Origin of the sequence: Pseudoxanthomonas sp. PXM04, from assembly GCF_014851695.1 — a bacterium.
GTDB classification, from domain to species: domain Bacteria; phylum Pseudomonadota; class Gammaproteobacteria; order Xanthomonadales; family Xanthomonadaceae; genus Pseudoxanthomonas_A; species Pseudoxanthomonas_A beigongshangi.
This window is the reverse complement of the sequence record NZ_JACVAG010000001.1, coordinates 892804-916471: the sequence shown is the minus strand read 5'-3', so window position 1 is coordinate 916471 and position 23668 is coordinate 892804. Positions and strand designations below refer to the sequence as shown.

Here is a 23668-nt window from a genome sequence, read left to right as displayed (position 1 = left end):
GTCTCAGGCCGCCGGCTTCTTTTCCTTGAGCAGCAGTTCCAGCGCCTTGCCCACCATGGCGAAGGCGAATGCGCCGGTAATGTGGGTCGCCGCGCCCAGGCCGACGCCGCAATCGAGCTTAAGCGCCGCGTCGGCGCCCAGTTGCGGGCGCAGGCCGCACACGCTGCCATCGGCCTGCGGATACTTGACGTTCTCCAGCGAGTACACCGCGGTCACGCCGAAGTAGCGATCGCGGTTCTTCGGAAAATTGAACTCGCCACGCAGCTTCTTGCGCACCAGCGCCAGCAGCGCGTCGTGTTCGGTGCGGGAGAGATCGCGCAGGCGGATCTGTGTGGGATCGGTGCGACCGCCCGCCGAACCGGACACGATGACCGGCAGCTTGCGCCGCCGGCACCAGGCGATCATCTCGACCTTGGTGCGGAAACTGTCGCAGGCGTCCAGGACCAGATCGAAACCGCGGTCGAGCAGTTCCTCCAGGTTGGCCCCGGTCAGGAACGCCGGCACCACCTCGATCTCGACATCCGGATTGATCGCGCGGCAGCGCTCGGCCATCGCTTCGGCCTTGTTGCGCCCGTACTGCCCTTCCAGCGCGGGCAACTGGCGATTGGTGTTGGACACGCAGATGTCGTCCGCATCGATCAGGGTCAGGTGGCCGACGCCGGAACGCGCCAGCGCCTCCACCACCCAGGAGCCGACGCCGCCCAGGCCGACCACCGCCACGCGCCGTTCGGCGTAGCGGTTGACCGCGCCCTGCCCGTACAGGCGGTCGATGCCGGCGAAACGATCCTTGAGGACTTTCTTCATCCGGCAATTGTAGACATGGCGCGAGGTGTGACGTGCGTCGTACCATGGCACGGACTTTTCCAAAGGAGCCCGCCGCATGGCCAGCCAGCCGACCGCCAAGTCGTCCAACGCTTCCCGCTACCTGTTCCTGTTCCTGATCGGCCTGGTGATCGGCGCGGTCGCCACGGTGATGGCGATGCGTGCGATCCAGGCGCGCCAGGATCCCTTCCCCGACAGCGTCATGCACGTGATGCAGAAGCACGCGGGCCTGCTGGGCGACAAGGTGGCGCAGAGCCGTTGCGCGGCCACGGACACGGTGCCGCACGTGCGGGCCCTGCGCACGATGGCCAACGACCTGGAACTCGCCCTGCCCGGCCTGGCCGAGGATCAGCGCTTCGTGACCCACGCCAGCGATTTCCGCGCCAAGCTCGACGCCAGCCTGGCCACGCCACCGACCGATTGCACCGCGGCCAAGGCGCTGGCCGATCAGGTCAAGGAAAGCTGCAAGGGCTGTCACCAGGACTTCCGCGGCTGAATTGCGGCTGACGCTTCACGCCCGCGATGACGGCCCGGAGCGGTGCAGTTGTCGCGGGGTTCACGCAGGTGGCGCGAGGATGCGTGCGACCGGGCCGCGCCATCGCGTCACCCGGTTCTGATCGAATGTCCAAGATCGGACCACGTGAACCAGGAGGAGCCATGAATCTTCGTATGTTTGCCATCGGTGCCGTTGCCTCGCTGGCGCTGGCCGGTTGCGCCACCAGTTCGCCCGGCTATGGCGGCGGCGGTTACAACAGCGGCGGTTATCGCCCGGCGCCTTCGAACAACTACTGTGCCGACTGCGGCATCGTCGAGCGCATCGATGTCGTGTCCTCCGGACGCTCCGCGCCCAGCGCGACCGGCGCGGTCCTGGGTGGCATCGTCGGCGCGGTCGCGGGCCGCCAGATTTCCGAGCATACCGGCGGCAGCAAGGGCAACAAGAACATTGCCACCGTCGCGGGCGCCGCGGCCGGCGCGATGGCCGGCAACGCCATCCAGAACCGCACCACCGGCGATAGCTACAACATCACCGTGCGCATGGACGATGGCCGTCGCCTGACCTTCAGCCAGCACGATCTGGGCGGCATCCGCGAGAACACCTACGTGCGGATCCAGAACGGCCGGGTGGTCCTGCGATAACGCTGTCCTGCGACCGGACGCATTCCCGCCGCGCAAAGAAAAAGCCCGACCTGAGTCGGGCTTTTTCTTCGTGTCCGGTCGTGACAACCGGCGCGAATATTGGCGAGACCTTACAGCGGCTGCACGGCGTCGGCCTGCAGGCCCTTCTGGCCCTGCACGACGGTGAAGCTGACCTTCTGGCCTTCCTTCAGGCTCTTGAAGCCCTGGGTCTGGATGGCGCGGAAATGCACAAACACGTCTTCACCGTTCTCACGGCTGATAAAGCCGAAGCCCTTGGCATCGTTGAACCATTTCACGGTTCCGGTTTCACGGTCGGACATCTACTTGCTCCTTGGAACTCTGGGTGGTGGAAACGCCTCTCGGCGGCTGGTTGCAAGGAGGAAGCGAGGTACAACGATGTAGCGGATCATGGATCTACCGCATCTAGGCCACGATTCACGGTGACCTTGGCAAACACAGCGAGCGCACACTAACCCGCAATTTGTGAAAATGCAAACCGTCCGCGGGCACCCGAAACGGCGCCCAACCTGTTGATTCGACAAGGAGAATTTCGCTTGGACCTGACCACCCTGTACTACGTCCTGGCCGTCGTGCTCATCCTGGTCGGCCTGGCCGGGGTCATCCTGCCCGCGCTGCCCGGCCTGCCGCTGGTGTTCGCGGGCATGCTACTGGCCGCCTGGGCGGGCGATTTCCAGCAAATCGGCTGGGTCACGGTGGTCCTGCTGGGGGCGCTGACCGCGCTGTCGGTAGCGGTGGATTTCTTCGCCACGCTGGTGGGCGCCAAGCGCGTGGGCGCCAGTGGCAAGGCCCTGCTCGGCGCGGCGATCGGCACTCTCGCCGGCCTGTTCTTCATGCCCATTGGTCTATTCGCCGGACCATTCGTGGGCGCCCTGCTGGGCGAGCTTTGGCACAGCCGTGAAATCGGCCAGGCCACCAAGGTCGGCCTGGGCACCTGGCTGGGCATCGTCCTGGGCGTGGTACTGAAGCTGGGACTGGCGTTCGCGATGCTCGGCCTGTTCCTGTTCGCCTGGGTGTTCTGACCCCGTCGGCCTCATCACTCCGCCATCGGGCACAATCGCCCGGCTTCTCCGTTCCCCTGACTGGTCCGATCGCATGACACCCCACCCCACCCGGCACCTGCTGCCGTCCCTGATCGCCATGACCCTGGCCACCGCCCCGGCCTTCGCCCAGGAGCCACAGCCCGCCGTGGTGACCCCCGAGGCATGCCGGGCCATCGAAACCGACGCCTCCCGCCTGGCCTGCTACGACGCCGTGTTCGGACGCCGGCCATCGGATACCCGCGCCGCCGACGCCGAGGCCACCGCCGCCCGCAGCAGCCTGGATCAACAGCAGATCCAGCAGGAATCGGAGGCGGGCGAAGCGGGCACCGAACACCGCGAACACCGCCGCCTCGGCGCCTGGTTCCGCACTGACGATCCGATGCTGCAGGAAGCCCTGGCCAACGCCGGCAAGGGCTCGCTGCTGGACAGCCGCTGGGAGCTGGCCAAGGACTCCAAGCTGGGCGTGTTCCAGTTGCGCGGTTACAAACCGCTGTACCTGATGCCGGTGTTCTGGACCAGCGACAAGAACGAGATGCCGCACTCGCCCAACCCGCGCAACACGGTGACCGAGCCGCAGCCGCTGGACAACACCGAGGCCAAGTTCCAGCTGAGCTTCAAGACCAAGTTCGCCGAGAACCTGTTCGGCGACAACGGCGACCTGTGGGGCGGCTACACCCAGAGTTCGCGCTGGCAGGTCTACAACGGCGAGGAATCGCGCCCCTTCCGCGAGACCAACTACGAGCCGGAAGTGATGCTGGTGTTCCGCAACAACTACAGCCTGGGCGGCTGGAAGGGACGCATGGCCGGGGTTGGCATCAACCACCAGTCCAACGGACGCGGCGATCCGCTGTCGCGCAGCTGGAATCGGGTGATCTTCACGGTCGGCCTGGATCGCGAGAACTGGGCGCTGGTGCTGCGCCCGTGGTGGCGCGTGCCGGATGGCAACGACGACGACAATCCGGACATCGAGGATTACATCGGTCGCGGCGACGCCATGCTGACCTACAGCAAGGGCGGCCACGAGTTCACCGTGCTGGCGCGCCACTCGCTGCGCACCGGCGACAAGTCGCATGGCGCGGTGCAACTGGATTGGGGCTTTCCCATCCATCGCAGCTTCCGCGGCCACATCCAGGCTTTCCACGGTTACGGGGAAAGCCTGATCGACTACAACCACAAGGCCACCTATATCGGCCTGGGCATCTCCCTGCTGGAGTGGTACTGATGAGCGAGGTGACGATTTACCACAATCCGGCCTGCGGCACTTCGCGCAACGTGCTGGGCCTGATCCGCAACGCCGGCATCGAACCACGGGTGATCGAGTACCTGAAGACGCCGCCGGATCGCGAGACCCTGACCGCGCTGATTGCGCGGATGGGCGTGCCGGTGCGCGAGGTCGTGCGCGCCAAGGAACCCATCCACGCCGAACTGGGACTGGACCAGCCGGGCGTGGACGACGGCACGCTGATTGAGGCGATGCTCGCCCACCCGGTCCTGATCAACCGCCCCATCGTGGTGACGCCCGACGCGGTGAAGCTGTGCCGCCCCTCGGAGACGGTGCTGGACATCCTGCCGCAACCGCAGCGCGGCGCCTTCAGCAAGGAAGACGGCGAGCCGGTGGTGGACGCGGCCGGAAACCGGCTGGCCTGACGTACACTCGGCGGGTACGGATACCCGCTTCGTCCGGAAAGGAATCGCATGCCACGCAAGCACCGCTCGTTCTTCGCCTACGCCTCCGCCCTGCTCGGCCTGCTGAGCCTGATGGCGGTGCTGTGTTTCCGCTTTCCGGAAATGCTGACCAGCAAGGAATTCCGCGCGGTCTACAGCGAGCAGTTCGCCCGCCACCTGCTGCTGATCGGACTGAGCGCGGCGTTCGTGCTCGGCACGCTGGCGATCCTGCGCGATCGCAACAAGCGCATCGCCCTGGTCGGCGTGGGCAGCGCGACCCTGGCGGTGCTGCTGGGCGGCACCAACGTGCAATTCGACGCCATCGGCAAGACGCCCTACTCGCTGGGCCTGGACTGGTTCGTGATCTCGCTGTTCTTTTCGGCGCTGGTGTTCGTGCCGTTGGAACGCTATCTGGGCAAGCGCCGGATCTCGCCGCTGCGGCCGGGCTGGCGCACGGACGTGGCGTACTTCTTCATGAGCCACGTGCTGGTGCAGTTCATCCTGATCCTGGTCACCGCCTCCACTTCGACGATCGCGGGACTGGCCGCGTTCCCGGCACTGAAGGACGCGATCCAGTCGCTGCCGGTGTGGGCGCAGTTCCTGCTGGCGGTGTTCGTGGCCGATCTGGCCCAGGCGCTGCTGCATCGCGCCTACCACAACGTGCCATGGCTCTGGCGTTTCCACGCCGTGCACCATTCCAGCCGGGAAATGGACTGGCTGGCCGGATCGCGCATCCACTTCGTCGAGATCGTCATGACCCGCAGCGCGGTGCTGCTGCCGCTGCTGGTGCTCGGCTTCTCGGCGCCGGCGGTGAACGCCTACGTGATCCTGGTTGGCCTGCAGGCGGTGCTGGCGCACGCCAACCTGGGCATCCGCTTCGGCTGGCTGGAATACCTGCTGGTGCTGCCGCGCTACCACCATTGGCACCACGCCCGGCACAAGGACTACCTGGACGTGAACTACGCCATCCACCTGCCGCTGGTGGACATGCTGATGGGCACCTTCAAGCTGCCGCCGCGCCAGGAGGACTGGCCGGAGGAGTACGGGGTGATGAAGCTGGAAACGGTCCCGCGCGGCATCGTGCGCCAGCACCTGATGCCGTTCCAGGGCGGGCGCAAGTTCGACGAATACGTCGACTGAGCGAGGCGCCCCGGTTCAGCCGGGCCGCCTCGCGCGAAACCGATCAGGTCCAGTCGGTCAGCCCTTCGCGGGCATAGACTTCCTTGAACGCGGGGCGCGACTTCATGCGATCGGCGTAGGCCTTCAGCACCGGCCAGGTGTCGGACGGCTTCGGCATGTTGCGCGACCAGCGCATCAGCATGGTGGTCATGAAATCGACCGCGGTGAGCGGATCGCCCACCATCCACGGACCATCGGCTTGCAGGTGATCGGCCACGCGCTGCCAGGCGGCCTCGATGCGCTGGCGCGCGTGCGCGCGCACCGCCTCGGCGTTTTCCGCGCCGGCGATTTCGTCGGAGTAGAACCAGGCGCGATAGGCCGGCAACAGCGTGTTGGCCATGAACAGCATCCACTGGTAGTAGCGCGCGCGTTCCGGCGTTCCCGCCGGCGGCGCGAGATTCGCCTGCGGATGGCGATCCGCCAGATGCAGCAGGATGGCCGCCGACTCGGTGATCACCTGCCCGTCCAGATCCAGCGCCGGCACTACGCCGGCCGGATTGACCTTCAGGTATCCGGGCGCCTTCTGGTCGCGCTTGTCGAAGTCCAGCAGATGCAGCCGGTGCGGGATGTCCAGTTCGATCAGCAGCCAATGCACGACCAGGCTGGCGGTGCTGGGGGAGTAGTACAGGGTGGTGGTCATGATGCTCCTCTTGGTTCCGCCGCACCGCGATCGCGGGCACGGCCGATAAGTCCCAGATGCGTATGGGCGAAGCCCGATTCGTATTTCAGGCCATATCCCGGGGCGCGCTCGAAACCGACATGCGCCAGCCAGATCAACGCGATGCCTTCGGGGACTTCGCCCGGGTTCAGGCCACCACCACCGGAATCTTGCCGATGCGCGCCTGCCATTCCTTCGGGCCGGTGTTGTGCACCGAGGTGCCCTGCGAATCGACCGCGACAGTGACCGGCATGTCCTGCACCTCGAACTCGTAAATCGCTTCCATGCCCAGGTCGGCGAAACCGACCACGCGCGCGGCCTTGATCGCCTTGGATACCAGGTAGGCCGCGCCACCGACCGCCATCAGGTAGGCCGACTGGTGCTTCTTGATCGCCTCGATGGCGGCCGGGCCGCGCTCGGCCTTGCCGACCATGCCCAGCAGGCCGGTCTGCGCCAGCACCTGTTCGGTGAACTTGTCCATGCGGGTGGCGGTGGTGGGACCGGCCGGGCCCACCACTTCGTCGCGCACCGGATCGACCGGGCCGACGTAATAGATGAAGCGACCCTTCAGATCCACCGGCAGCGGCTCGCCCTTGTTGAGCATGTCGACCATGCGCTTGTGCGCGGCATCGCGACCGGTCAGCAGCTTGCCATTGAGCAGCAGCACTTCGCCGGGCTTCCAGTTGGCGACGTCCTCGCGGGTCAGCGTGTCGAGATCGACCCGGCGCCCCTTGGAAGCGTCGTAGGTCAGTTCCGGCCAGTCTTCCAGCGACGGCGGATCCAGCATCACCGGGCCGCTGCCGTCGAGGGTGAAATGAGCGTGGCGGGTGGCCGCGCAGTTGGGAATCATCGCCACCGGCAGGTTGGCGGCGTGGGTCGGATAATCCTTGACCTTGATGTCCAGCACCGTGGTCAGGCCGCCCAGTCCCTGCGCGCCGATACCCAGCGCATTGACCTTCTCGTACAACTCCAGGCGCAGTTCCTCGGCGCGGTTGGAAGCGCCGCGAGCCTGCAGGTCGGTGATGTCGATCGGTTCCATCAGCGCTTCCTTGGCCAGCAGCATCGCCTTCTCGGCGGTGCCGCCGATGCCGATGCCGAGCATGCCCGGCGGGCACCAGCCCGCCCCCATGGTCGGCACGGTCTTGAGCACCCAGTCGACGATCGAGTCGGACGGGTTGAGCATGGCGAACTTCGACTTCGCCTCCGAGCCACCGCCCTTGGCGGCGACGATGACCTCGACCGTATTGCCCGGGACAACCTTGACGTTGACCACGCCCGGCGTGTTGTCCTTCGTGTTGGTGCGCTTGCCGGCCGGATCCGCCAGCACCGAGGCGCGCAGCTTGTTGTCCGGGTGGTTGTAGGCGCGGCGCACGCCTTCATGGACCATGTCCTCCACGCCCATCGTGGCGTCGTCCCAGCGCACGTCCATGCCGATTTCCAGGAACACGGTGACAATGCCGGTGTCCTGGCAGATCGGGCGGTGGCCCTCGGCGCACATGCGCGAGTTGATCAGGATCTGGGCGATGGCGTCCTTGGCCGCCGGCGACTCCTCGCGCTCGTAGGCGGCGGCGAGGTTCCTGATGTAATCGACCGGGTGGTAGTAGCTGATGTACTGCAGCGCGTCGGCGATGGACTGGATGAGGTCTTCTTGCTTGATCGAGGTCATGGAGCTTGGAGCCGGGGCTGCCGGTGGGTAGCGGGCGGAGCCTGCCATTTTAGGCCAAAGTGGCGGCCCGGCCGGTTGTCACGCCGTGCCGCCCTGCCCCGTCCTGGCCCCATGAACGCCGAAACCACCTTCCAGAGCCACCGTTCCCGCCTGTTTTCGCTCGCCTATCGGTTGCTGGGCAGCCGCAGCGACGCCGAGGACGTGGTCCAGGACACCTGGCTGCGCTGGCGCCAGGCCGATACTGCCGCCATCCGGGATCCGGAGGCCTGGCTGGTGACCGCCGCCAGCCGGCTGGGCATCGACCGCCTGCGCGCCGCCAAGCTCCAGCGCGAACGCTACCCCGGCCCCTGGCTGCCTGAACCGGTCGAAATCGACGACCGTCCCGGTCCGGAACATGGCGCCGAACTGGCCGAGCAGGTCTCGCTGGCATTCCTGGCCGTGCTGGAGCGGCTGGGACCGGAGGAACGCGCAGCGTTCCTGCTGAAGGAAGCCTTCGACTACGACTACGGCCATATCGCCGAACTGATCGGCCACAACGAGGCCAACTGCCGCCAGATGGTGCATCGCGCGCGCGAACGTCTGCAGGCCGCGCGGCCACGTTTCGATGTCGCGCCGGAACGCCACCGGCGCCTGCTGGAACGGTTCATGCATGCCGCGCGGGTGGGCAACAGGGAGGCGATCGCCGCGCTGCTGCACGAGGATGCGCGGCTGGTGTCCGACGGCGGCGGCAAGGCGACCGCGGCGATCCGCCCACTGCACGGCAACGAACGCATCGCACGCCTGTTCTGGGCTGCGTATCGGCGTCCGCAGCCCGATACCGAATGGCGCATGGGGCGGGTCAACGGCGAGCCGGCGGTGCTGCGCTACCGCGATGGCCGGCTGGTGTCGGCAATGGTGGCGATCAGCGATGGCGAACGCATCGCCGAACTGCTGACCGTCATGAATCCGGACAAGCTTCCAGCCCACGGAAGTGTCACGCCCGCGAACAGGCCACCGTCCCTGGGGTGAAGCGCGACATTCCGTCCGCGCATTCCGGAAACACCGATGTCGCTCCCCCGCGTCGATTACACCACCCTGGCCAACGAAGCCTACAAGGGCCTGTTGAAAGTCAGCCACGGCCTGCACCACGGTTCGCTGGACGCCGTCCTGCTGGATCTGGTCAAGCAGCGCGCCTCGCAGATCAATGGCTGCACCTTCTGCCTCGACATGCACGGCAAGGCCTTGCGCGAAGCCGGCGTCGAGCCGCGTAAGCTCGACACCCTCGCCGCGTGGCATGAAAGCCCGTTCTACGATCCGCGCGAACGCGCAGCGCTGGCCTGGACCGATGCCCTGACCCGGGTCGGCGAGACCCATGCGCCTGACGAGGTCTACGCCGGCCTGCTGCCGCATTTCGACGAAACCCAGATCGCCGAACTGACCTTCGTCATCGCCATCATCAACGCCTGGAACCGGATGGGTGTCGGACTGCGTTCGCCGCTTCCGGGAACCTGAACACCCGCCAGGCATTCCACGCGACGTGGCCACGCGGCCACGTCGTTTCCCGCGGGCCGGGCCGAGCAGGCACAATGCGCCATGGCTTCCGCCCCCGTTCCCCCCACCGCCGCCGGCACCAAGCCCCGGCGCGGTGAAAAGTCCGGCCCCAGCCTGCGCGATCGCTTCAACGCGATGCGCAACCTGCCGCCTTTCCTGAAACAGATCTGGGCGACCAGCCCCGGCCTGACCCTGGCCAGTCTCGGCCTGCGCCTGATCCGCGCGCTGCTGCCGGTCGCCACGCTGTACGTGGGCAAGCTGATCATCGACGAAGCGATCCGCCTGGTCGGGCTCGGGCTGCCGCAGGCCGGACTGGTCGAGGTTTGGCGCGATGGACAGCTCGACACCTTGCTCGGCCTGCTGGCGCTGGAGTTCGGCCTGGCGATCCTGTCCGATCTGCTGGGCCGGTTCGTCAGCTATGCCGATGCGCTGCTGTCGGAACTGTTCACCAACGCCACCAGCATCCGCCTGATGGAACACGCGGCGCGGCTGGACCTGGAGGACTTCGAGGATCCGGACCTGCAGGACAAGCTGGATCGCGCGCGCCGCCAGACCATGGGGCGGATGAACCTGATGAGCCAATTGTTCGGGCAGGCGCAGGACGCGATCACGGTGATCAGTTTCGCCGCCGGCCTGCTGGTGTACGCGCCCTGGCTGATCCTGCTGCTGGTGGTGGCGCTGGTGCCCGCGTTCGTCGGCGAGGCGCATTTCAACGCGCTGGGCTATTCGCTCAACTTCCAGTGGACGCCGGAACGGCGGCAACTGGAATACATCCGCCAGACCGGCGCCAGCGTGGAAACGGCCAAGGAGGTGAAGATCTTCAACCTCCACCGCTTCCTGATCGATCGCTACCGGCAGCTGGCCGAAGGCTTCTACCGCGCCAACCGTGCGCTGGCCCGGCGTCGTGCGTTGTGGGGCACGCTGCTGGCCGGCCTGGGCACGCTGGGCTATTACGTGGCCTATGGCTACATCGCCTGGCGCACGGTGCGCGGTGATTTCAGCATCGGCGACCTGACCTTCCTGGCCGGCAGCTTCCTGCGCTTGCGCCAGTTGCTGGAAGGCCTGCTGATTGGATTCTCGCAGGTCGCCGGGCAGGCGCTGTATCTGGACGATCTGTTCTCGTTCTTCGAAATCCGCCCGGAAATCGTCTCGCCGCCCGGGGCCGCGCCGGTGCCGCGCCCGATCCGCGAGGGCTTCCGCTTCGAGAATGTCGGCTTCCGCTATCCCGGCGCCGAGCGCTGGGCGGTGCGCGGGCTGGACTTCCAGCTGCGCGCCGGCGAGGTGCTGGCGCTGGTCGGCGAGAACGGCGCCGGCAAGACCACCCTGGTCAAGTTGCTGGCGCGGCTTTACGACCCGGACGAAGGCCGCATCCTGCTGGACGGGCGCGATCTACGCGAATACGACATCGACGATCTGCGCGCCGGCATCGGCGTCATCTTCCAGGACTTCGTCCGCTACCACCTGACCGCCGGCGAGAACATCGGTGTGGGCCAGGTGGATGCGATGGGCGACGATGCGCGCATCCGCGAATCCGCGCGCCGTTCGATGGCCGACGAGGTGATCGCCTCGCTGCCGAACGGCTACGACCAGTTGATCGGCCGCCGCTTCAAGACCGGTGTGGATCTGTCCGGCGGGCAGTGGCAGAAGATCGCCATCGCCCGCGCCTACATGCGCGACGCCCAGGTGATGATCCTGGATGAACCGACCGCCGCGCTGGACGCCCGCGCGGAGTTCGAGGTCTTCCAGCGCTTCAAGGAGCTGTCCAGCGAGCGCACCGCGGTGCTGATCTCGCACCGCTTCTCCAGCGTGCGCATGGCCGACCGCATCCTCGTGCTCAATGAAGGCAGGCTCGAGGCCAGCGGCACCCACGATCAGCTCATGGCCGAAGGCGGCCGCTACGCCGAACTGTTCGAACTGCAGGCCGCCGGTTACCGTTGACCCCAACCCCCAGGGAGATTTCCGATGCCCCATCGTTCCGCCCTCGCCCTTGCCATGTTCGCCGTCACCGCGCTGTCCGCCTGCCAGGCGCGCGATGGCGATTCCCAGCCAGCCGTCGCCGCGAAACCCGCGCCCGCGCAACCGCCGGCCGCGCGTGCCCTGTCCAGCGCACTGGGCAACATCCAGGTCAGCGTGCTCGCGCAGGGGCTGGATCATCCCTGGGGCCTGGCGCTGCTGCCGGAAGGCGGCTTCCTGGTCACCGAGCGCTCGGGGCAACTGCGCCGGGTTGGCGCCGATGGCGCGATCTCCGCGCCGCTGGCGGGCGTGCCGAAGGTGTTCGCCGAAGGCCAGGGTGGCCTGCTGGACGTCGTCCTCGCGCCGGATTTCGCCACCAGCCAGCGCATTTACCTGAGCTACGCCGAACCGGGCGACAACGGCACCGCCGGCACCGCGGTGGCCACCGCCACGCTGGGCGCCGATGCGCTGACGGAGGTGAAGGTCATCTACCGGCAGGAACCCAAGCTGGAGGGACCCAACCATTTCGGCTCGCGGCTGGCTTTCGACGGCCAGGGCCACGTGTTCATCAGCCAGGGCGAACGCAACCATCGGCCCACCTCGCAGGAACTGGGCAAGCTGCAAGGCAAGCTGGTCCGGCTGAACCTGGATGGCAGCGTGCCGCAGGACAATCCCTTCATCGGACAGGCCGATGCGCGTCCGGAGATCTGGAGCTACGGCCACCGCAACATGCAGGGCCTGGCCATCGATCCGCGCACCGGCAAGCTGTGGGAATCCGAGCATGGTCCGCGCGGCGGCGACGAGATCAACCTGCCGCAACCCGGCCGCAACTACGGCTGGCCGATCATCACCCACGGCATCAACTACTCCGGCCTGCCGATTCCGGAAGCGCAGGGCCGCGAAAAAGCCGGCTTGGAACAGCCCTATCACGTGTGGGAGAAGTCGCCGGGCCTCAGCGGCATGGCGTTCTACACCGGCCATGCCGGCTCGCCCTGGAACGACAGCCTGTTCCTCGGCTCGCTGGCCGAGCGCAACCTGATCCGCCTGAGCCTGAAGGGCGATGCGATCGTGTCGGAGGAACGCCTGCTCAACGAAATCGGCGAGCGCGTGCGCGACGTGCGCGTTGGTCCGGACGGCAGCGTCTACGTGCTGACCGACGAGAACGACGGCAAGCTGCTGCGGCTCGCGCCGCCGGAGGCCAAGCCATGATCCGTGCCGGCCTGTTGCTCGCCCTCGCCCTGCTGCCGTTCGCCGGACCCGCGCAGACACCGCAGGGGTTCGCCGATGCCAAGGCGCAGGCGGATCGCGACGAGGCCTCGCTGGATCCGGTGAAGCGCGCGGCCTTCCAGCAGGCGCAGTCGCGGCAACTGGAAAACAGCGTCGCCAACTGCGCCGATCCGCGCCACGACACCGCCGCGTTCGTGATCGTCGTCGAGGTGGACGCGCGCGGCCGCATCGTCCGCACCTGGCGCCAGGGCGACACCGCGCTGGCGGTCTGCGTGGAGAAGGAACTCAACGGGCGCTTCCTGGAGCCGCCGCCGCGCGCGCCGTTCCTGGCCGCGTTCGAACTGAGCTTCACCCCGTGAGCGTGGTCGACATCAATGCGTTGTTGCGCGCGCGGTTTTCGGCGGGCGCGCCGTTGCAGATCCCGCCGCCCTGCCTGCTGGACATGCAAGGCGAGGTGGTCGAGTACGTCGAAAGCGAATCGCTGCGCATGCGGTTTCCGGTCCTGGCGCGCTACCAGAATCCGATCGGCCACATGCAGGGCGGCTTCATCGTCGCTGCGCTCGACAACACCCTGGGTCCGTTTTCCTACCTGATCGCGCCGCCCAGCGCGACCACCTCGCTCAATACCCAGTACCTGCGCCCGGTGACGCCGGAAGTCGGCCACATCGTCTGCACGGCACGCCTCGTCGAACGCACCCGCGGCCAGCTGCACCTGGCCGGCGAGGTGCGTGGTCCTGACGGCAAGGTGCTGGCGCTGTGCCAGGCGGTGTGCCAGATCCTGCCGGAGCGTCCAGCGCGCTGATGCGTTGAGTTCCCATGTGGGAGCGACGTAAGTCGCGACCGGATGGCCGGTCACGCGGAAACGCCAACGTGATTCGTCGTGACAGGTGACAGGCCTGAAAGAGTGCGCCCGGTGGACGTCCCATCGCGACTCACGTCGCTCCCACAACTGCCGATGAAGCTCAGAACAACTCGCCTTGCGGTGGCACCGGAAGGGAGTAGTCCAGGTGGCCGTCCACCAGGCGCGCGGCGCGGGTCAGCGGGTGGATTTCGTGTCGTCCGTCGTCGAGCAGATGGCGGACCTCCCAGCCGTCGGCGGTGAAGGCGTCGGCGATCAGGCCGCGATGGCAGTTGCGCCAGTCCGCTTCGGCGCACAGGAACGCGGTCGGCCGGCGCCCGGCGACTTCGGCCAGCGCGGCGCGGGCATCGATGAAGGCCGCCGTCTGCATGTAGTCCGCGTAGCCGCGGAAGCCCCGCTGTCGCCAGGCGGTGTTCACCGAGTCCGGGCGCGGTTCGCGGCGTCCGCCCAGCGAAGGCATCGGCCGGTAGTCGATATCCAGATCCGACAGGCCACGCATCAGCGCGGCGCCTGCGAACTGCGGATACCGTTGCGAGGCGGCGTAGCGGCGCACATCGGCCACGACCTCGATGCCCGCAGCGGTGAGTATCGCCGCGAAGGCATGCCAGTCGCGGCTGGAATGCCCGATGGTCCAGATGCGGCGCGGCGCTTCAGGCAAGCTCGAACCGGTCCGCATCGAGCATCGCCGGGAAGCGCTCGCGGTACGTTGCCAGCGCGTCGGCCGAGATGGTCGTGGTGGTGACGCCCTCGCCCGGCCCCAGCTCCACCTGCGGTTGGCCGAGGAAATCGATCACCGCGCTGTCGCCGGAATAATCGAGGTTGTTGCCGTCGGTGCCGGCGCGGTTGACCGCCGCGACGAAGCACAGGTTCTCGATGGCGCGCGCGCGCAGCAGCGTGCGCCAGGCATGGGCGCGCGCCGCCGGCCAGTTGGCGACGAAGATCTGCAGATCGAAATCCAGCTGCCCCGGCCGCTCCACGTCGTAGCGGTTGCGGCAGAACACCGGGAAGCGCAGGTCGTAGCAGACCTGCGGATTGATCCGCCAGCCCTTCCATTCCACGGTCAGGCGCTCGCGGCCGGCGGCGTAGCGCTTGTGTTCGTTGGCGTAACGGAACAGGTGGCGCTTGTCGTAGCTGTGCAGTTCGCCATCGGGCGTGGCCCACAGCAGGCGGTTGAACACGCCCTCGCCGGTGCGCAGCTGCACGCTGCCGGTCACCGCCGCGTCGAGCTTGCGCGCCTGCGCGCGGATCCAGGCGACGGTTTCACCGTCCATGCCTTCGGCGCGGTCGATGGCATCGTTGCTGAAGCCGCTGGTGAAGGTCTCCGGCAGGATCACCAGATCCGTCTGGCCCGCCAGCGGCGCGATCAGGTCGCCATAATACGCGCGGTTGCCGGCCGGGTCATGCCAGCGGGTGATGCCCTGGACGAGGGAGAGGCGCAGGTCCTGCATGTCGGTCTGGATCCGTCTGGTGATGGAAAACTACAGCTTCTTCAGGCGTTCGATGGCCGCGTCCAGCGTGGCCGCATTCTTGGCGAAGCACAGGCGCGCCAGGCGCTGATCCGCCGGCGCGTTCTCGTAGAACGGCGACAGCGGAATCGCGGTGACGCCATGTTCGATGGTCAGCCAGCGCACGAACTCGGTGTCCGGCAGATCGCTGACCGCCGAATAGTCCACCAGTTGGAAATATCCGCCCGGCACCGGCAGCGGCTTCAGGCGGGTTTCCAGCAGCTGCGCGCGGAAGCGATCACGCTTTTCCTGGTAGAACGCGCCCAATTGCTCGTAATGCTCCGGTTCGTCGCGGATCATCGCCGCGAACGCATGCTGGGCCGGCGCGAACGTGCAGAACACGTTGTACTGGTGGACCTTGCGGAATTCGGCGCTCAGCGCGGGCGGCGCGATCGCGTAGCCGATCTTCCAGCCGGTGCAGTGGTAGGTCTTGCCGAAGCTGGACACCACGAAGGCGCGCTCGGCCAGTTCCGGGTAGCGCAGCACCGATTCGTGCCGGCGACCGTCGAACACGATGTGCTCGTAGACCTCGTCGGAGATCAGGAAGATGCCGGTGTCGCGCAGGATCTCGGCCAGCGCCTTCATGTCCGTTTCGTCGAGCATCGCGCCGGAAGGATTGTGCGGGCTGTTGATGATCAGCAGGCGGGTGCGCGGCGTGATCGCGGCGCGGATCTTGTCCCAGTCCACCGCGAAGCTGCGCGGATCCAGCGCGACATGGACCGCGCGCGCACCGGCCAGTTCGATCGCCGGCTCGTAGCTGTCGTAGGCCGGATCCAGCACGATCACTTCCTCGCCCGGGCGCACCACCGCGTGGATGGCATTGAACAGGGCTTCGGTGGCGCCACTGGTGACGGTGATTTCGGTGTCCGGATTGACCTGGCGACCGTAGCAGCGCAGCACCTTCCCGGCGATCGCCTGGCGCAGCGGCGCCACGCCGGTCATCGGTGCGTACTGGTTGTGGCCCTCGCGCATGGCGCGGTCCAGTTCGTCGACCAGCCGTTGCGGCACCGCGAAATCGGGGAAGCCCTGCCCCAGATTGACTGCCCCGTGCTCGGCGGCCAGTTGCGACATCACGGTGAAGATGGTGGTGCCCACCTTGGGCAGCTTGGTTTCGAGAGGCATCCGCCGGTCCGGTCTCACAGGGGGACTGCGGAGTGTACGCAATGAAGGTGTCCGGCGATGATGGGGCCATGAACGGATACAGCGTTCCCGATCCGGAAAAATGCCGACTGGCGCGGGCCTGGTGCGCGGCCCGCTACGAGGTGCTGCTGGACGAGCGCGCCTGGCCGCTGCGGATCGGCAAGCCGGCGGCGGCGCTGGAGGCGCGCCTGCCGGCCCGCGACTACCTGTGGATCACGGCCTGGAACCCGCCTCTGACCACGCGCACCGACGAGGACAACCGCGCGGCCGATCGGCGCCTGCTGGCCCGCTTGGGCGAGGCCGGACATGTCCATGTGCCGGCCCGGGCCGGCGACGACCGCGGCGGCTGGCTCGAACCCGGCTGGCTGGTGCTGGATCTGGCACGCGAGGACGCTGATGCGCTCGCGCGCGCCTTTTCCCAGGGCGGCATCCTGCACTGGCGGCAAGGGCAACCGGTCCGGCTGAGGCTGATGTGGACGCGACCAGGCGATGCGCCGGATCTTCCGGCGGTGGAATGGGCCGGCTGAGCGCCAGCCGCGCAAGGAGCACCGCGTGGGGGCTCGCATACAATAGCCGGCTGATTGCCGCCCGAGACCCGCCTTCTTCGAAGGCTTCCGCCTGATGATCGATTCCGTTCCGACCCCTCCGCCGCTGCTGGCCGCCCGTGGCCTGGCTTTTTCGCGCAACGACGAACCGGTGTTCGGCCCGCTGGAATTCGCCGTCAATGCCGGCGAGGCATTGCTGGTGCAGGGCGGCAACGGCGCCGGCAAGACCACCCTGCTGCGCGTGCTGGCCGGCCTGCTGCGCGCCGACCGCGGCGACATCGAGATCGATGGCCGCCCCGCCAGCGCCATCCAGCGTTCGCGGGCGATCGCCTACCTGGGCCACCTGCCCGCGCTGAAGGCGGACCTGGACACGCTGGAGAACCTCCATTTCCTGTGCGGCCTGCACGGTCGCCGCGCCCGCCAGATGCCGGGCAACGCGCTGGCGATGGTCGGCCTGGCCGGTTACGAGGACGCGCTGGCGCGGCAACTCTCCGCCGGGCAGAAGAAGCGGCTTTCGCTGGCCCGGCTGTGGCTGTCGCCGGCGCCGCTGTGGCTGCTCGACGAGCCCTACGCCAATCTAGACCTGGAGGGCATCAACCTGGTCAACCGGATGATCTCCGCGCACCTGCGCAGCGGTGGCGCCGCGCTGGTCACCACGCACGGCGCCTACGCGGCGCCGCCCGTGCAGACCCGGATGCTGATGCTGGGAGGTGCGGCATGAGCACGCCCGGCCTGTGGTCCTCCGCGTCGGCGCTGGTCGTACGCGACCTGCGCCTGATGTGGCGCCGTCGCGGCGACGCGCTGCAACCGGCGCTGTTCGCCCTGCTGGTGGTGGTGGTGTTCGCGCTCGGCCTGGGCGGCGAACCCGAAGCGCTGGGCAAGGTCGCCTCGGCGGTGATCTGGGTGGCGGTGCTGCTGGCCGGCCTGCTGTCGCTGGACACGCTGTTCCGGGGTGATGCCGAGGACGGTTCGCTGGAACAATGGATCCTCGCGCCGGTGCCGCTGGCCTGGCTGGTCGCGGTACGCGTGCTGACCCACTGGGCGACCACCGCGCTGCCGCTGATCCTGGTGACCCCGCTGCTGGGCGAACTGCTGCACCTGCCGCGCCCGCAACTGCCGGCCCTGCTCGCCTCGCTCGCGCTGGGCACGCCGTTGCTGAGCCTGCTCGGCGCCGTGGTCGCCGCGTTGACGGTCGGCATGCGACGCTCGGGCATTCTGGTCGCGCTGCTGGCACTGCCGCTGTACGTGCCGATCCTGGTGTTCGGCGCCGGCAGCGTCGCCGCCAGCGCGCAGGGCCTGGACGGCAGCGGCGCGCTGCTGCTGCTCGGCGCCGGTCTGGTGATGGCGCTGGTGCTGGCACCGCTGACCGCCGCCGCCGCGATCCGCATCGCCCTCAACTGATTCCTCGCCGCCCATGACGGATTTCCCCGAACCGCCGCACCATCCGTCCGACAAGTCCTCGCGCCCGCGCACCGATGTGTCCGGGCGGATCGAACTGCGCATCGAGCGATTCATCGAGGCGGCCACCGAAGTGTTCCTGGAAAAGGGCTACCGCAATGCGCGCCTGAACGACGTGGTCGCGCGCTCGGGTGGCTCGCTGTCCACGCTCTACAACGCGTTCGGCGACAAGCACGGGCTGGCGCTGGCGATCATGAAGCGCAGCATCGCCGCCTTCGGCGAGGGCCTGGAAATGCTGTACCGCTCCGACCTGCCGCCCGAGCAGGCGCTGCCGCTGGCGGCCGAGCGCATGGTCGAGGAAATCCTGTCGCCGGGCCGCATCGTCACCCACCGCATCGTGGTCGGCGAGGGCTTGTGCTTTCCGGAGTTGCGCGACTGGTTCATGGAACATGGCGTGACGCCGGCCGAGCGCCTGCTCACCCAGTACTTCGAGCGCGAGAAACTGAGCGGACGGCTCATTCTGGAGCACCCCGCCATCGTCGCGGACCGCTTCTACATGATGGTGTTCGGCGGCGTGATCCTGCGTTCGGTCAACGGCCGCATCGGCGTGGCCGACAAGCCGCGGGTCAAGGTGGAAGCCCGCGAAGCGGTATCGATCTTCCTGGAAGGCGTCCTGCCCCGCCCACGGGCCTGATCCGGCATTCGTAGCGGAAAATCCCCTTCGCGTCCCGCCGGCCCACCGGGTCGCGCGCCGGCAAATGCTGCACCGCAGCTTGATCTCCATCACGCATTCATTCAGCGTTTATCGTAATGAACGTTACAAGCCCTGCGGCTAGCCAGCCTTGGCCAGCCAGGCGCAAGGGAGAACAGGATGCGGCGCGCATTGTTGGCTCTGATGTTTGTTCTGGCGGCGGCGGCCATGCTCGGGGCCAGCTGGCTGGCGCCGGTGATGGCGCAGAGCGCCCCGGCCGGTTTTGATCCCTCGAAGCTCCCCGCCACCCATTTCGGCAGCCAGGACGGCAAGGCCCACGATTTCGCCGACGCGCCGGGTTTCGCCTTCGCCACCGTACCGGCCAACCCGTTGCAACCGACCGCCAAGCCGATCGGCGAGGCGACCTGCACCGCCTGCCACGGCAAGGAACAGGCCAACTTCGCCCACAGCGTGCATGCGCTCGGCATGCAGGCCGCGCAGCAGGCCAATCCGGCCACCCCGACCTGCGAGGCCTGCCATGGTCCCGGTTCGGCGCACGCCCAGAACCCGACCGCCAAGGGCAGCATCATCGCCTTCACCCACGACGGCGGCACGCCGGTGTCGGCGCAGACCGGCAGTTGCCTGGGTTGCCACGCCGGCGGTCCGCGCGACAGTTGGCTGGGCTCGGTGCACCAGCGCAACGATCTGTCGTGCAGCGATTGCCACAATCCGATGGCGCGCCTGTCCGCCGAAGGACTGACCGCGCGCCAGTCGGTCAGCGAGACCTGCGCGACCTGCCACAAGGACGTCCGCCAGCAGTTCAACCGCCGCTCGCACATGCCGTTGCCGGAAGGCGAGATGACCTGCGCCGATTGCCACAATCCGCATGGCACCCTCAACGCCTCGCTGCTCAAGACCGACACCGTCAACGAGACCTGCTACCAGTGCCACGCCGAAAAGCGCGGACCGTTCCTGTTCGAACACGCGCCGGTGCGCGAGAGCTGCCTGAACTGCCACACCCCGCACGGCTCCAACCAGCACGCGCTGCTGGTGGCGCCGGTGCCGATGCTGTGCCAGCAGTGCCACTCGCACACGCGCCACCCGAACGATCTGCTGACCAGCGCGTCGCTGGGCACCGGTCCCGCGCCGGACGAGCGCCTGATGGGACGCGGCTGCCTGACCTGCCACGCGCAGATCCACGGTTCCAACCACCCGTCCGGTCCCCGTCTCCACAAGTAGCGGAGGGAGCATGATGGTCTCGACGTTCCGCACGCCCCGGTTGCCGCAAGTGGCCGCGCTGGCCATGGCGCTGTCGTTGGCCGCCACCGCGCGGGCCCAGGACAGCGGCCTGGGCACCGACCTGCATTTCGGCAACGCGCTGGACACCACCGGGATGCATGGCATCGGCTGCGATGCCGACGGCATGAGCTGGCTGCACGCCGGTTCCCGGCGCACGCCGACCGGTTTCCTGTATCCCTGCGCGCCCGCGTGGCCCGAGCTGAAACCGCACGGCGAATGGGCCTACGAAGGCAGCGTGGGTTTGGGTTACCTGCACGTGTCCGGCGACGAACGCGCGACCCAGTGGCGCCGCTTCAACGATTTCGATGATGGCGTGATGGTGGATGCGCGCTTCCGCCTGCAACGCGCCAGCGACGGCAGCTACCTGGATTTCCGTGCCAGCCGCATCAACGAGCACAACCAGTTCTATCGCGCGGTGTTCGGCCGCGCCGGCAAGTTCCGCGTACAGGCCTTCGTGCGCACCCAGCCCAACGTGACCAGTGGCAACGCGCGTTCGATCTGGAACGGCGTTGGCAGCCAGCACCTCACCCTCGCCGGTGGCCTGACGCCGGCCGCCAGCACTCCGGCGCAGGTGGCCGCGGTGGCGGGCGCGCAGCCCGAGCGCTTCCTGCGCGTGGTCCGCGACAAGCAGGGCTTGGGCATCAACTATTTCCTCAATCCACGCTGGGCGGCCTACTTCAACGCCAGCCACGAACAGCGCGAAGGCGCGCGTCCGTTCGGCGGACCGTTCTTCTTCAACTACCCGTTCCCTGCCAACGGCGGCATCTACGAGATCCCGCGCCCGATCGACGACAGCACGGTGAACGTCAACGGCGGCGTGCGCTTCACCGGCAACCTGTGGCGAATGGACGTCAGCTATACGGGTTCGTTCTTCCGCAACCGCTTCAACGGCTACGACTACCAGGTGCCGTATGGCCTGTACTCGGTGGTGCCGGGCGTGACCCCGCCGCCGCGCACCAGCGGCGAATTCGCCTACGAACCGGACAACGACTATCACCAATTACGTGCGGCGTTCACCCGCAAACTGCCGTGGAACGGCGAACTGACCCTCAACACCTCGCTGGGCACGATGCGCCAGAACGAACGCCTGCTGGCGCCGATGAACTGCCAGGGCCAGTTCGGCCTGCCGATCGGGCCGGGCTTCCTGTTCGACTGCGCCGACTGGAACACCCCGGATGCGCTGTCGCGCAAGACCGCCGATCTCGGCATCGACACCCAGCGCCTGGACGTGCGCGCGGTGTTCCAGCCGCGTACCACGCTGACCGTGCGCGGGCAGGCCAAGTACTATCGCGAGGACTATGACGGCACGTACCAGGCCTACAACCCGCTGACCGGCCAGTGGGGCTATGTGGCGGAGAACGGTTCGCAGGGCAGCGTGGTTCCCGGCGAAATGGGCGTGTGGGATCCGCTGCTCGCGCCCTCGGTGATCACCCGCGTGCGCAACCTGCCGCTGGACAAGGAAACCCGGGAGGTTTCCATGGGCCTGGACTGGCGCCCCACCCAGCGCAACACGCTGGGCGTGACCTACACCCACACGGCCATTGAACGCGCCCATCGCGAAGTCGCGACCACCCGTGACGACAGCCTGCGCCTGACCTGGAACAACCGCGCCCGCGAATGGCTGACCCTGCGCGCCAACTACACCTACCTGGATCGCAGCGGCAGCCGCTATTTCTACGATCCCTACGAATTCACCTTCTCCACCGACCTGCCCGGCTTCGTCGAGCCCGCCGGTGGCGTGCCCGCGCACACGGTGTCGGCGCTGCGCAAGTACGACCTCGCCAGCCGCAGCCAGCACAAGCTGGATCTGATGGCCACCTTCATCCTGCCGCGCGAGATGACCCTGTACGCATCGCTGCGCGGCGAACGCAACGACTACGACGCCGAGCTGGGCCGGCAGGACTACGACACCCGCGGCGCCAGCCTGCAATGGGAATGGCAGCCCGCCACGACCACCGTCGCCAGCGCCTGGCTGGGTTACGACCGCTCGGATCTGGGCATCGCCAACGTCAACGACGCGGCACTGACGCCGGATCCGACGCTGGGCGGCCCGACCTATCCGCAGGCCAACCGCTGGTGGCTCGACGATCGCCAGCGCAACCGTTACGCCGGCATCAACCTCACCCAGGCCATCGGCCGCGCCCAACTGGACGTGGCGTGGAACTGGACCGATTCGCGCGGCACCACCCGCTACCGCTTCGCCTCGCCCGGCGCGCTCGCCAATCCCACGCTGGCGGCCTCGGCCGATGGCCGCTATCCGCCGATGATCTACCGGGTCAATTCGCTGTCGGTGGGGCTGAGTTTCCCGCTCGGCGCGCGCACGCGGATGCGTGTGTTCGACACCTACGAACGCGGTCGCCTGTCGGACTGGCACTACCTGGGTTTCGACGAGGCTCGGGTATTCGATCATCGCGTCTATACCGATGGCGGCCCCGGCGACTACCGGGTCAATCTGGTTGGCGTGAGCCTGGAGGTGTCGCTATGAACCCGTCCACCGGCACCGGCCTGTTCACCGCCATCGTGTTCGCGCTGGGTGTGGCGGCGCTGGCCGGCACGAGCGAATCGGTCGCCCAGGATCCCGCCGCGCAGACGTCCCCGGAAAACACGCCGGCCGACACCGCGCCAGCCGAACCCGCCGCGACCATGGCGCCCGCCGCCAAGCCGCCCGCTTATCGTGATCTGCGCCGGATCACTCGCCTGCGCGGCGACCCGGCGGCCGGCAAGGCCAAATCCGAACTGTGCGCGGCCTGCCACGGCGCCGCCGGCATCTCGATTGCGCCGAACTTTCCCAACCTGGCCGGCCAACGCGCCGAGTACCTGTACTGGGAACTGGTCGAATACCAGAGCGGCGCGATGCCGGAATCGGCGATGACGCCGCTGGCCGCCAGCCTGAACGACCAGGACATGCGCGATCTCGCCCTCTACTACGCCAGCCTGCCCGCCGGCCGCGCGCCCGCGCAGGAAGAAGCGCCGGCACCGGATACGGCCCTGCTGGAACGGGGTCGGCAGTTGTTCATGGAAGGCGACCCCGGCAAAGGACTGCCACCCTGCCAGGGCTGCCACGGCGCGGACGCCGGCGGCCATCCGCTGGCCGCGCGCGACGATCGCGATGGCCATGCGCCGTGGTCGGCGTATCCTTCGCTGCGTGGACAGAACGCGATCTACCTGCAGGTGCGCCTGAATGCCTTCCGCACCGCCCAACTCCATCATTCGACCAACGATTTCGTGATGGGCGGCGTCGGCCAGCGACTGGACGACGACACCATCTCCGCCCTGTCGGCCTGGCTGGCCGCGCAGGGTCCCTGAACCACCCGTCCCAACCCCACGTCCCGG

Annotated in this window: 27 protein-coding genes; 19 read left to right on the top strand and 8 right to left on the bottom strand. The window is 67.8% G+C overall.

The annotated features are described in order from the left end of the window. Positions 1 to 3: 3 nt before the first annotated feature. Positions 4 to 804 (bottom strand): tRNA threonylcarbamoyladenosine dehydratase, encoded by an 801-nt coding sequence (locus IB228_RS04370; protein WP_183642151.1) that lies wholly within the window; start codon positions 802 to 804, stop codon positions 4 to 6. 76 nt (positions 805 to 880) lie between these two features. Between IB228_RS04370 and IB228_RS04365 the strand changes: the two genes are divergently transcribed. Beyond that, entirely contained in the window at positions 881 to 1318 is a 438-nt protein-coding gene (locus IB228_RS04365; RefSeq protein ID WP_141453198.1) for a cytochrome c, read from the top strand. Positions 1319 to 1479: 161 nt separating this feature from the next. Continuing rightward, a complete protein-coding gene (locus IB228_RS04360) occupies positions 1480 to 1959 on the top strand; it encodes a glycine zipper 2TM domain-containing protein (protein WP_183642153.1) in 480 nt (159 codons plus the stop codon). Positions 1960 to 2069: 110 nt separating this feature from the next. On the opposite strand, the gene IB228_RS04355 is transcribed toward IB228_RS04360, so the two are convergent. Beyond that, on the bottom strand, positions 2070 to 2279 hold the full coding sequence (locus IB228_RS04355) for a cold-shock protein (RefSeq protein ID WP_141453200.1): 210 nt from the start codon (positions 2277 to 2279) through the stop codon (positions 2070 to 2072). A gap of 234 nt (positions 2280 to 2513) precedes the next feature. On the opposite strand from IB228_RS04355, the gene IB228_RS04350 reads away from it, so the two are divergent. The 4 genes from IB228_RS04350 (at position 2514) to IB228_RS04335 (ending at position 5825) form a co-directional block, all read left to right on the top strand. After that, positions 2514 to 2999, top strand: a complete 486-nt coding sequence (locus IB228_RS04350) for a DUF456 domain-containing protein (RefSeq protein ID WP_183642156.1) — start codon at positions 2514 to 2516, stop codon at positions 2997 to 2999. Between the two features lie 73 nt (positions 3000 to 3072). Further along, positions 3073 to 4242: a phospholipase A gene (locus tag IB228_RS04345; protein ID WP_183642159.1), complete on the top strand. Its 1170-nt coding sequence runs from the start codon at positions 3073 to 3075 to the stop codon at positions 4240 to 4242. After that, positions 4242 to 4667, top strand: a complete 426-nt coding sequence (arsC, locus tag IB228_RS04340) for an arsenate reductase (glutaredoxin) (RefSeq protein ID WP_183642162.1) — start codon at positions 4242 to 4244, stop codon at positions 4665 to 4667. Before IB228_RS04345 ends, arsC begins: the two co-directional genes overlap by 1 nt. Positions 4668 to 4715: 48 nt before the next feature. Further along, on the top strand, positions 4716 to 5825 hold the full coding sequence (locus tag IB228_RS04335) for a sterol desaturase family protein (RefSeq protein ID WP_192197653.1): 1110 nt from the start codon (positions 4716 to 4718) through the stop codon (positions 5823 to 5825). A 43-nt stretch (positions 5826 to 5868) separates the two neighbouring features. On the opposite strand, the gene IB228_RS04330 is transcribed toward IB228_RS04335, so the two are convergent. From IB228_RS04330 to IB228_RS04320, 3 genes are read right to left on the bottom strand one after another with little or no spacing between them, the layout of a single operon-like run. Further along, positions 5869 to 6504: a glutathione S-transferase family protein gene (locus IB228_RS04330; protein ID WP_192197652.1), complete on the bottom strand. Its 636-nt coding sequence runs from the start codon at positions 6502 to 6504 to the stop codon at positions 5869 to 5871. Next, positions 6501 to 6713 carry a DUF4260 family protein gene (locus tag IB228_RS04325; RefSeq protein ID WP_192197651.1) on the bottom strand — a complete coding sequence of 71 codons (213 nt, stop codon included), beginning with the start codon at positions 6711 to 6713 and terminating at the stop codon, positions 6501 to 6503. The genes IB228_RS04330 and IB228_RS04325 overlap by 4 nt, the downstream gene beginning before the upstream one ends. After that, positions 6671 to 8188 carry a fumarate hydratase gene (locus IB228_RS04320; RefSeq protein ID WP_192197650.1) on the bottom strand — a complete coding sequence of 506 codons (1518 nt, stop codon included), beginning with the start codon at positions 8186 to 8188 and terminating at the stop codon, positions 6671 to 6673. Before IB228_RS04320 ends, IB228_RS04325 begins: the two co-directional genes overlap by 43 nt. Positions 8189 to 8299: 111 nt before the next feature. Between IB228_RS04320 and IB228_RS04315 the strand changes: the two genes are divergently transcribed. From IB228_RS04315 to IB228_RS20040, 6 genes are all read left to right on the top strand, one after another. Then, complete coding sequence (locus IB228_RS04315; protein ID WP_192197649.1) at positions 8300 to 9196, top strand: RNA polymerase sigma-70 factor; 897 nt, start codon at positions 8300 to 8302, stop codon at positions 9194 to 9196. A 36-nt stretch (positions 9197 to 9232) separates the two neighbouring features. Continuing rightward, positions 9233 to 9679: a carboxymuconolactone decarboxylase family protein gene (locus tag IB228_RS04310; protein WP_183642180.1), complete on the top strand. Its 447-nt coding sequence runs from the start codon at positions 9233 to 9235 to the stop codon at positions 9677 to 9679. An 81-nt stretch (positions 9680 to 9760) separates the two neighbouring features. Further along, positions 9761 to 11656, top strand: a complete 1896-nt coding sequence (locus IB228_RS04305; RefSeq protein ID WP_192197648.1) for an ABC transporter ATP-binding protein — start codon at positions 9761 to 9763, stop codon at positions 11654 to 11656. Between the two features lie 24 nt (positions 11657 to 11680). Continuing rightward, positions 11681 to 12880 (top strand): PQQ-dependent sugar dehydrogenase, encoded by a 1200-nt coding sequence (locus IB228_RS04300; protein ID WP_192197647.1) that lies wholly within the window; start codon positions 11681 to 11683, stop codon positions 12878 to 12880. Further along, complete coding sequence (locus IB228_RS04295; RefSeq protein WP_192197646.1) at positions 12877 to 13257, top strand: hypothetical protein; 381 nt, start codon at positions 12877 to 12879, stop codon at positions 13255 to 13257. The genes IB228_RS04300 and IB228_RS04295 overlap by 4 nt, the downstream gene beginning before the upstream one ends. After that, the gene (locus IB228_RS20040) at positions 13254 to 13700 is read left to right on the top strand and encodes a PaaI family thioesterase (RefSeq protein WP_192197645.1); all 447 of its coding nucleotides are present in this window, start codon (positions 13254 to 13256) and stop codon (positions 13698 to 13700) included. The genes IB228_RS04295 and IB228_RS20040 overlap by 4 nt, the downstream gene beginning before the upstream one ends. A gap of 160 nt (positions 13701 to 13860) precedes the next feature. On the opposite strand, the gene IB228_RS04285 is transcribed toward IB228_RS20040, so the two are convergent. Genes IB228_RS04285 through IB228_RS04275 form a run of 3 tightly spaced genes read right to left on the bottom strand, consistent with a single transcriptional unit; the run spans position 13861 to position 16384 of the window. Continuing rightward, the gene (locus IB228_RS04285; RefSeq protein ID WP_225562220.1) at positions 13861 to 14415 is read right to left on the bottom strand and encodes a DUF488 domain-containing protein; all 555 of its coding nucleotides are present in this window, start codon (positions 14413 to 14415) and stop codon (positions 13861 to 13863) included. Continuing rightward, a complete protein-coding gene (locus IB228_RS04280; protein ID WP_192197643.1) occupies positions 14408 to 15205 on the bottom strand; it encodes an amidohydrolase in 798 nt (265 codons plus the stop codon). The genes IB228_RS04285 and IB228_RS04280 overlap by 8 nt, the downstream gene beginning before the upstream one ends. A gap of 30 nt (positions 15206 to 15235) precedes the next feature. Further along, a complete protein-coding gene (locus IB228_RS04275; protein ID WP_192197642.1) occupies positions 15236 to 16384 on the bottom strand; it encodes a pyridoxal phosphate-dependent aminotransferase in 1149 nt (382 codons plus the stop codon). A gap of 68 nt (positions 16385 to 16452) precedes the next feature. Between IB228_RS04275 and IB228_RS04270 the strand changes: the two genes are divergently transcribed. The 7 genes from IB228_RS04270 (at position 16453) to IB228_RS04240 (ending at position 23641) form a co-directional block, all read left to right on the top strand. Continuing rightward, positions 16453 to 16929 (top strand): DUF3293 domain-containing protein, encoded by a 477-nt coding sequence (locus IB228_RS04270; RefSeq protein ID WP_192197641.1) that lies wholly within the window; start codon positions 16453 to 16455, stop codon positions 16927 to 16929. A gap of 94 nt (positions 16930 to 17023) precedes the next feature. Beyond that, the gene (gene ccmA, locus IB228_RS04265; protein WP_192197640.1) at positions 17024 to 17668 is read left to right on the top strand and encodes a heme ABC exporter ATP-binding protein CcmA; all 645 of its coding nucleotides are present in this window, start codon (positions 17024 to 17026) and stop codon (positions 17666 to 17668) included. Next, positions 17665 to 18348, top strand: coding sequence for a heme exporter protein CcmB (gene ccmB, locus IB228_RS04260; protein WP_183642207.1), 684 nt, complete (start codon positions 17665 to 17667; stop codon positions 18346 to 18348). Before ccmA ends, ccmB begins: the two co-directional genes overlap by 4 nt. A 13-nt stretch (positions 18349 to 18361) precedes the next feature. After that, positions 18362 to 19039 carry a TetR/AcrR family transcriptional regulator gene (locus IB228_RS04255; RefSeq protein ID WP_183642210.1) on the top strand — a complete coding sequence of 226 codons (678 nt, stop codon included), beginning with the start codon at positions 18362 to 18364 and terminating at the stop codon, positions 19037 to 19039. 201 nt (positions 19040 to 19240) lie between these two features. After that, on the top strand, positions 19241 to 20275 hold the full coding sequence (locus tag IB228_RS04250) for a DmsE family decaheme c-type cytochrome (protein WP_225562219.1): 1035 nt from the start codon (positions 19241 to 19243) through the stop codon (positions 20273 to 20275). 13 nt (positions 20276 to 20288) lie between these two features. After that, positions 20289 to 22820 (top strand): MtrB/PioB family outer membrane beta-barrel protein, encoded by a 2532-nt coding sequence (locus IB228_RS04245; protein ID WP_192197638.1) that lies wholly within the window; start codon positions 20289 to 20291, stop codon positions 22818 to 22820. Further along, the gene (locus tag IB228_RS04240; protein ID WP_183642219.1) at positions 22817 to 23641 is read left to right on the top strand and encodes a c-type cytochrome; all 825 of its coding nucleotides are present in this window, start codon (positions 22817 to 22819) and stop codon (positions 23639 to 23641) included. The genes IB228_RS04245 and IB228_RS04240 overlap by 4 nt, the downstream gene beginning before the upstream one ends. The last annotated feature ends 27 nt before the right edge of the window (positions 23642 to 23668 follow it).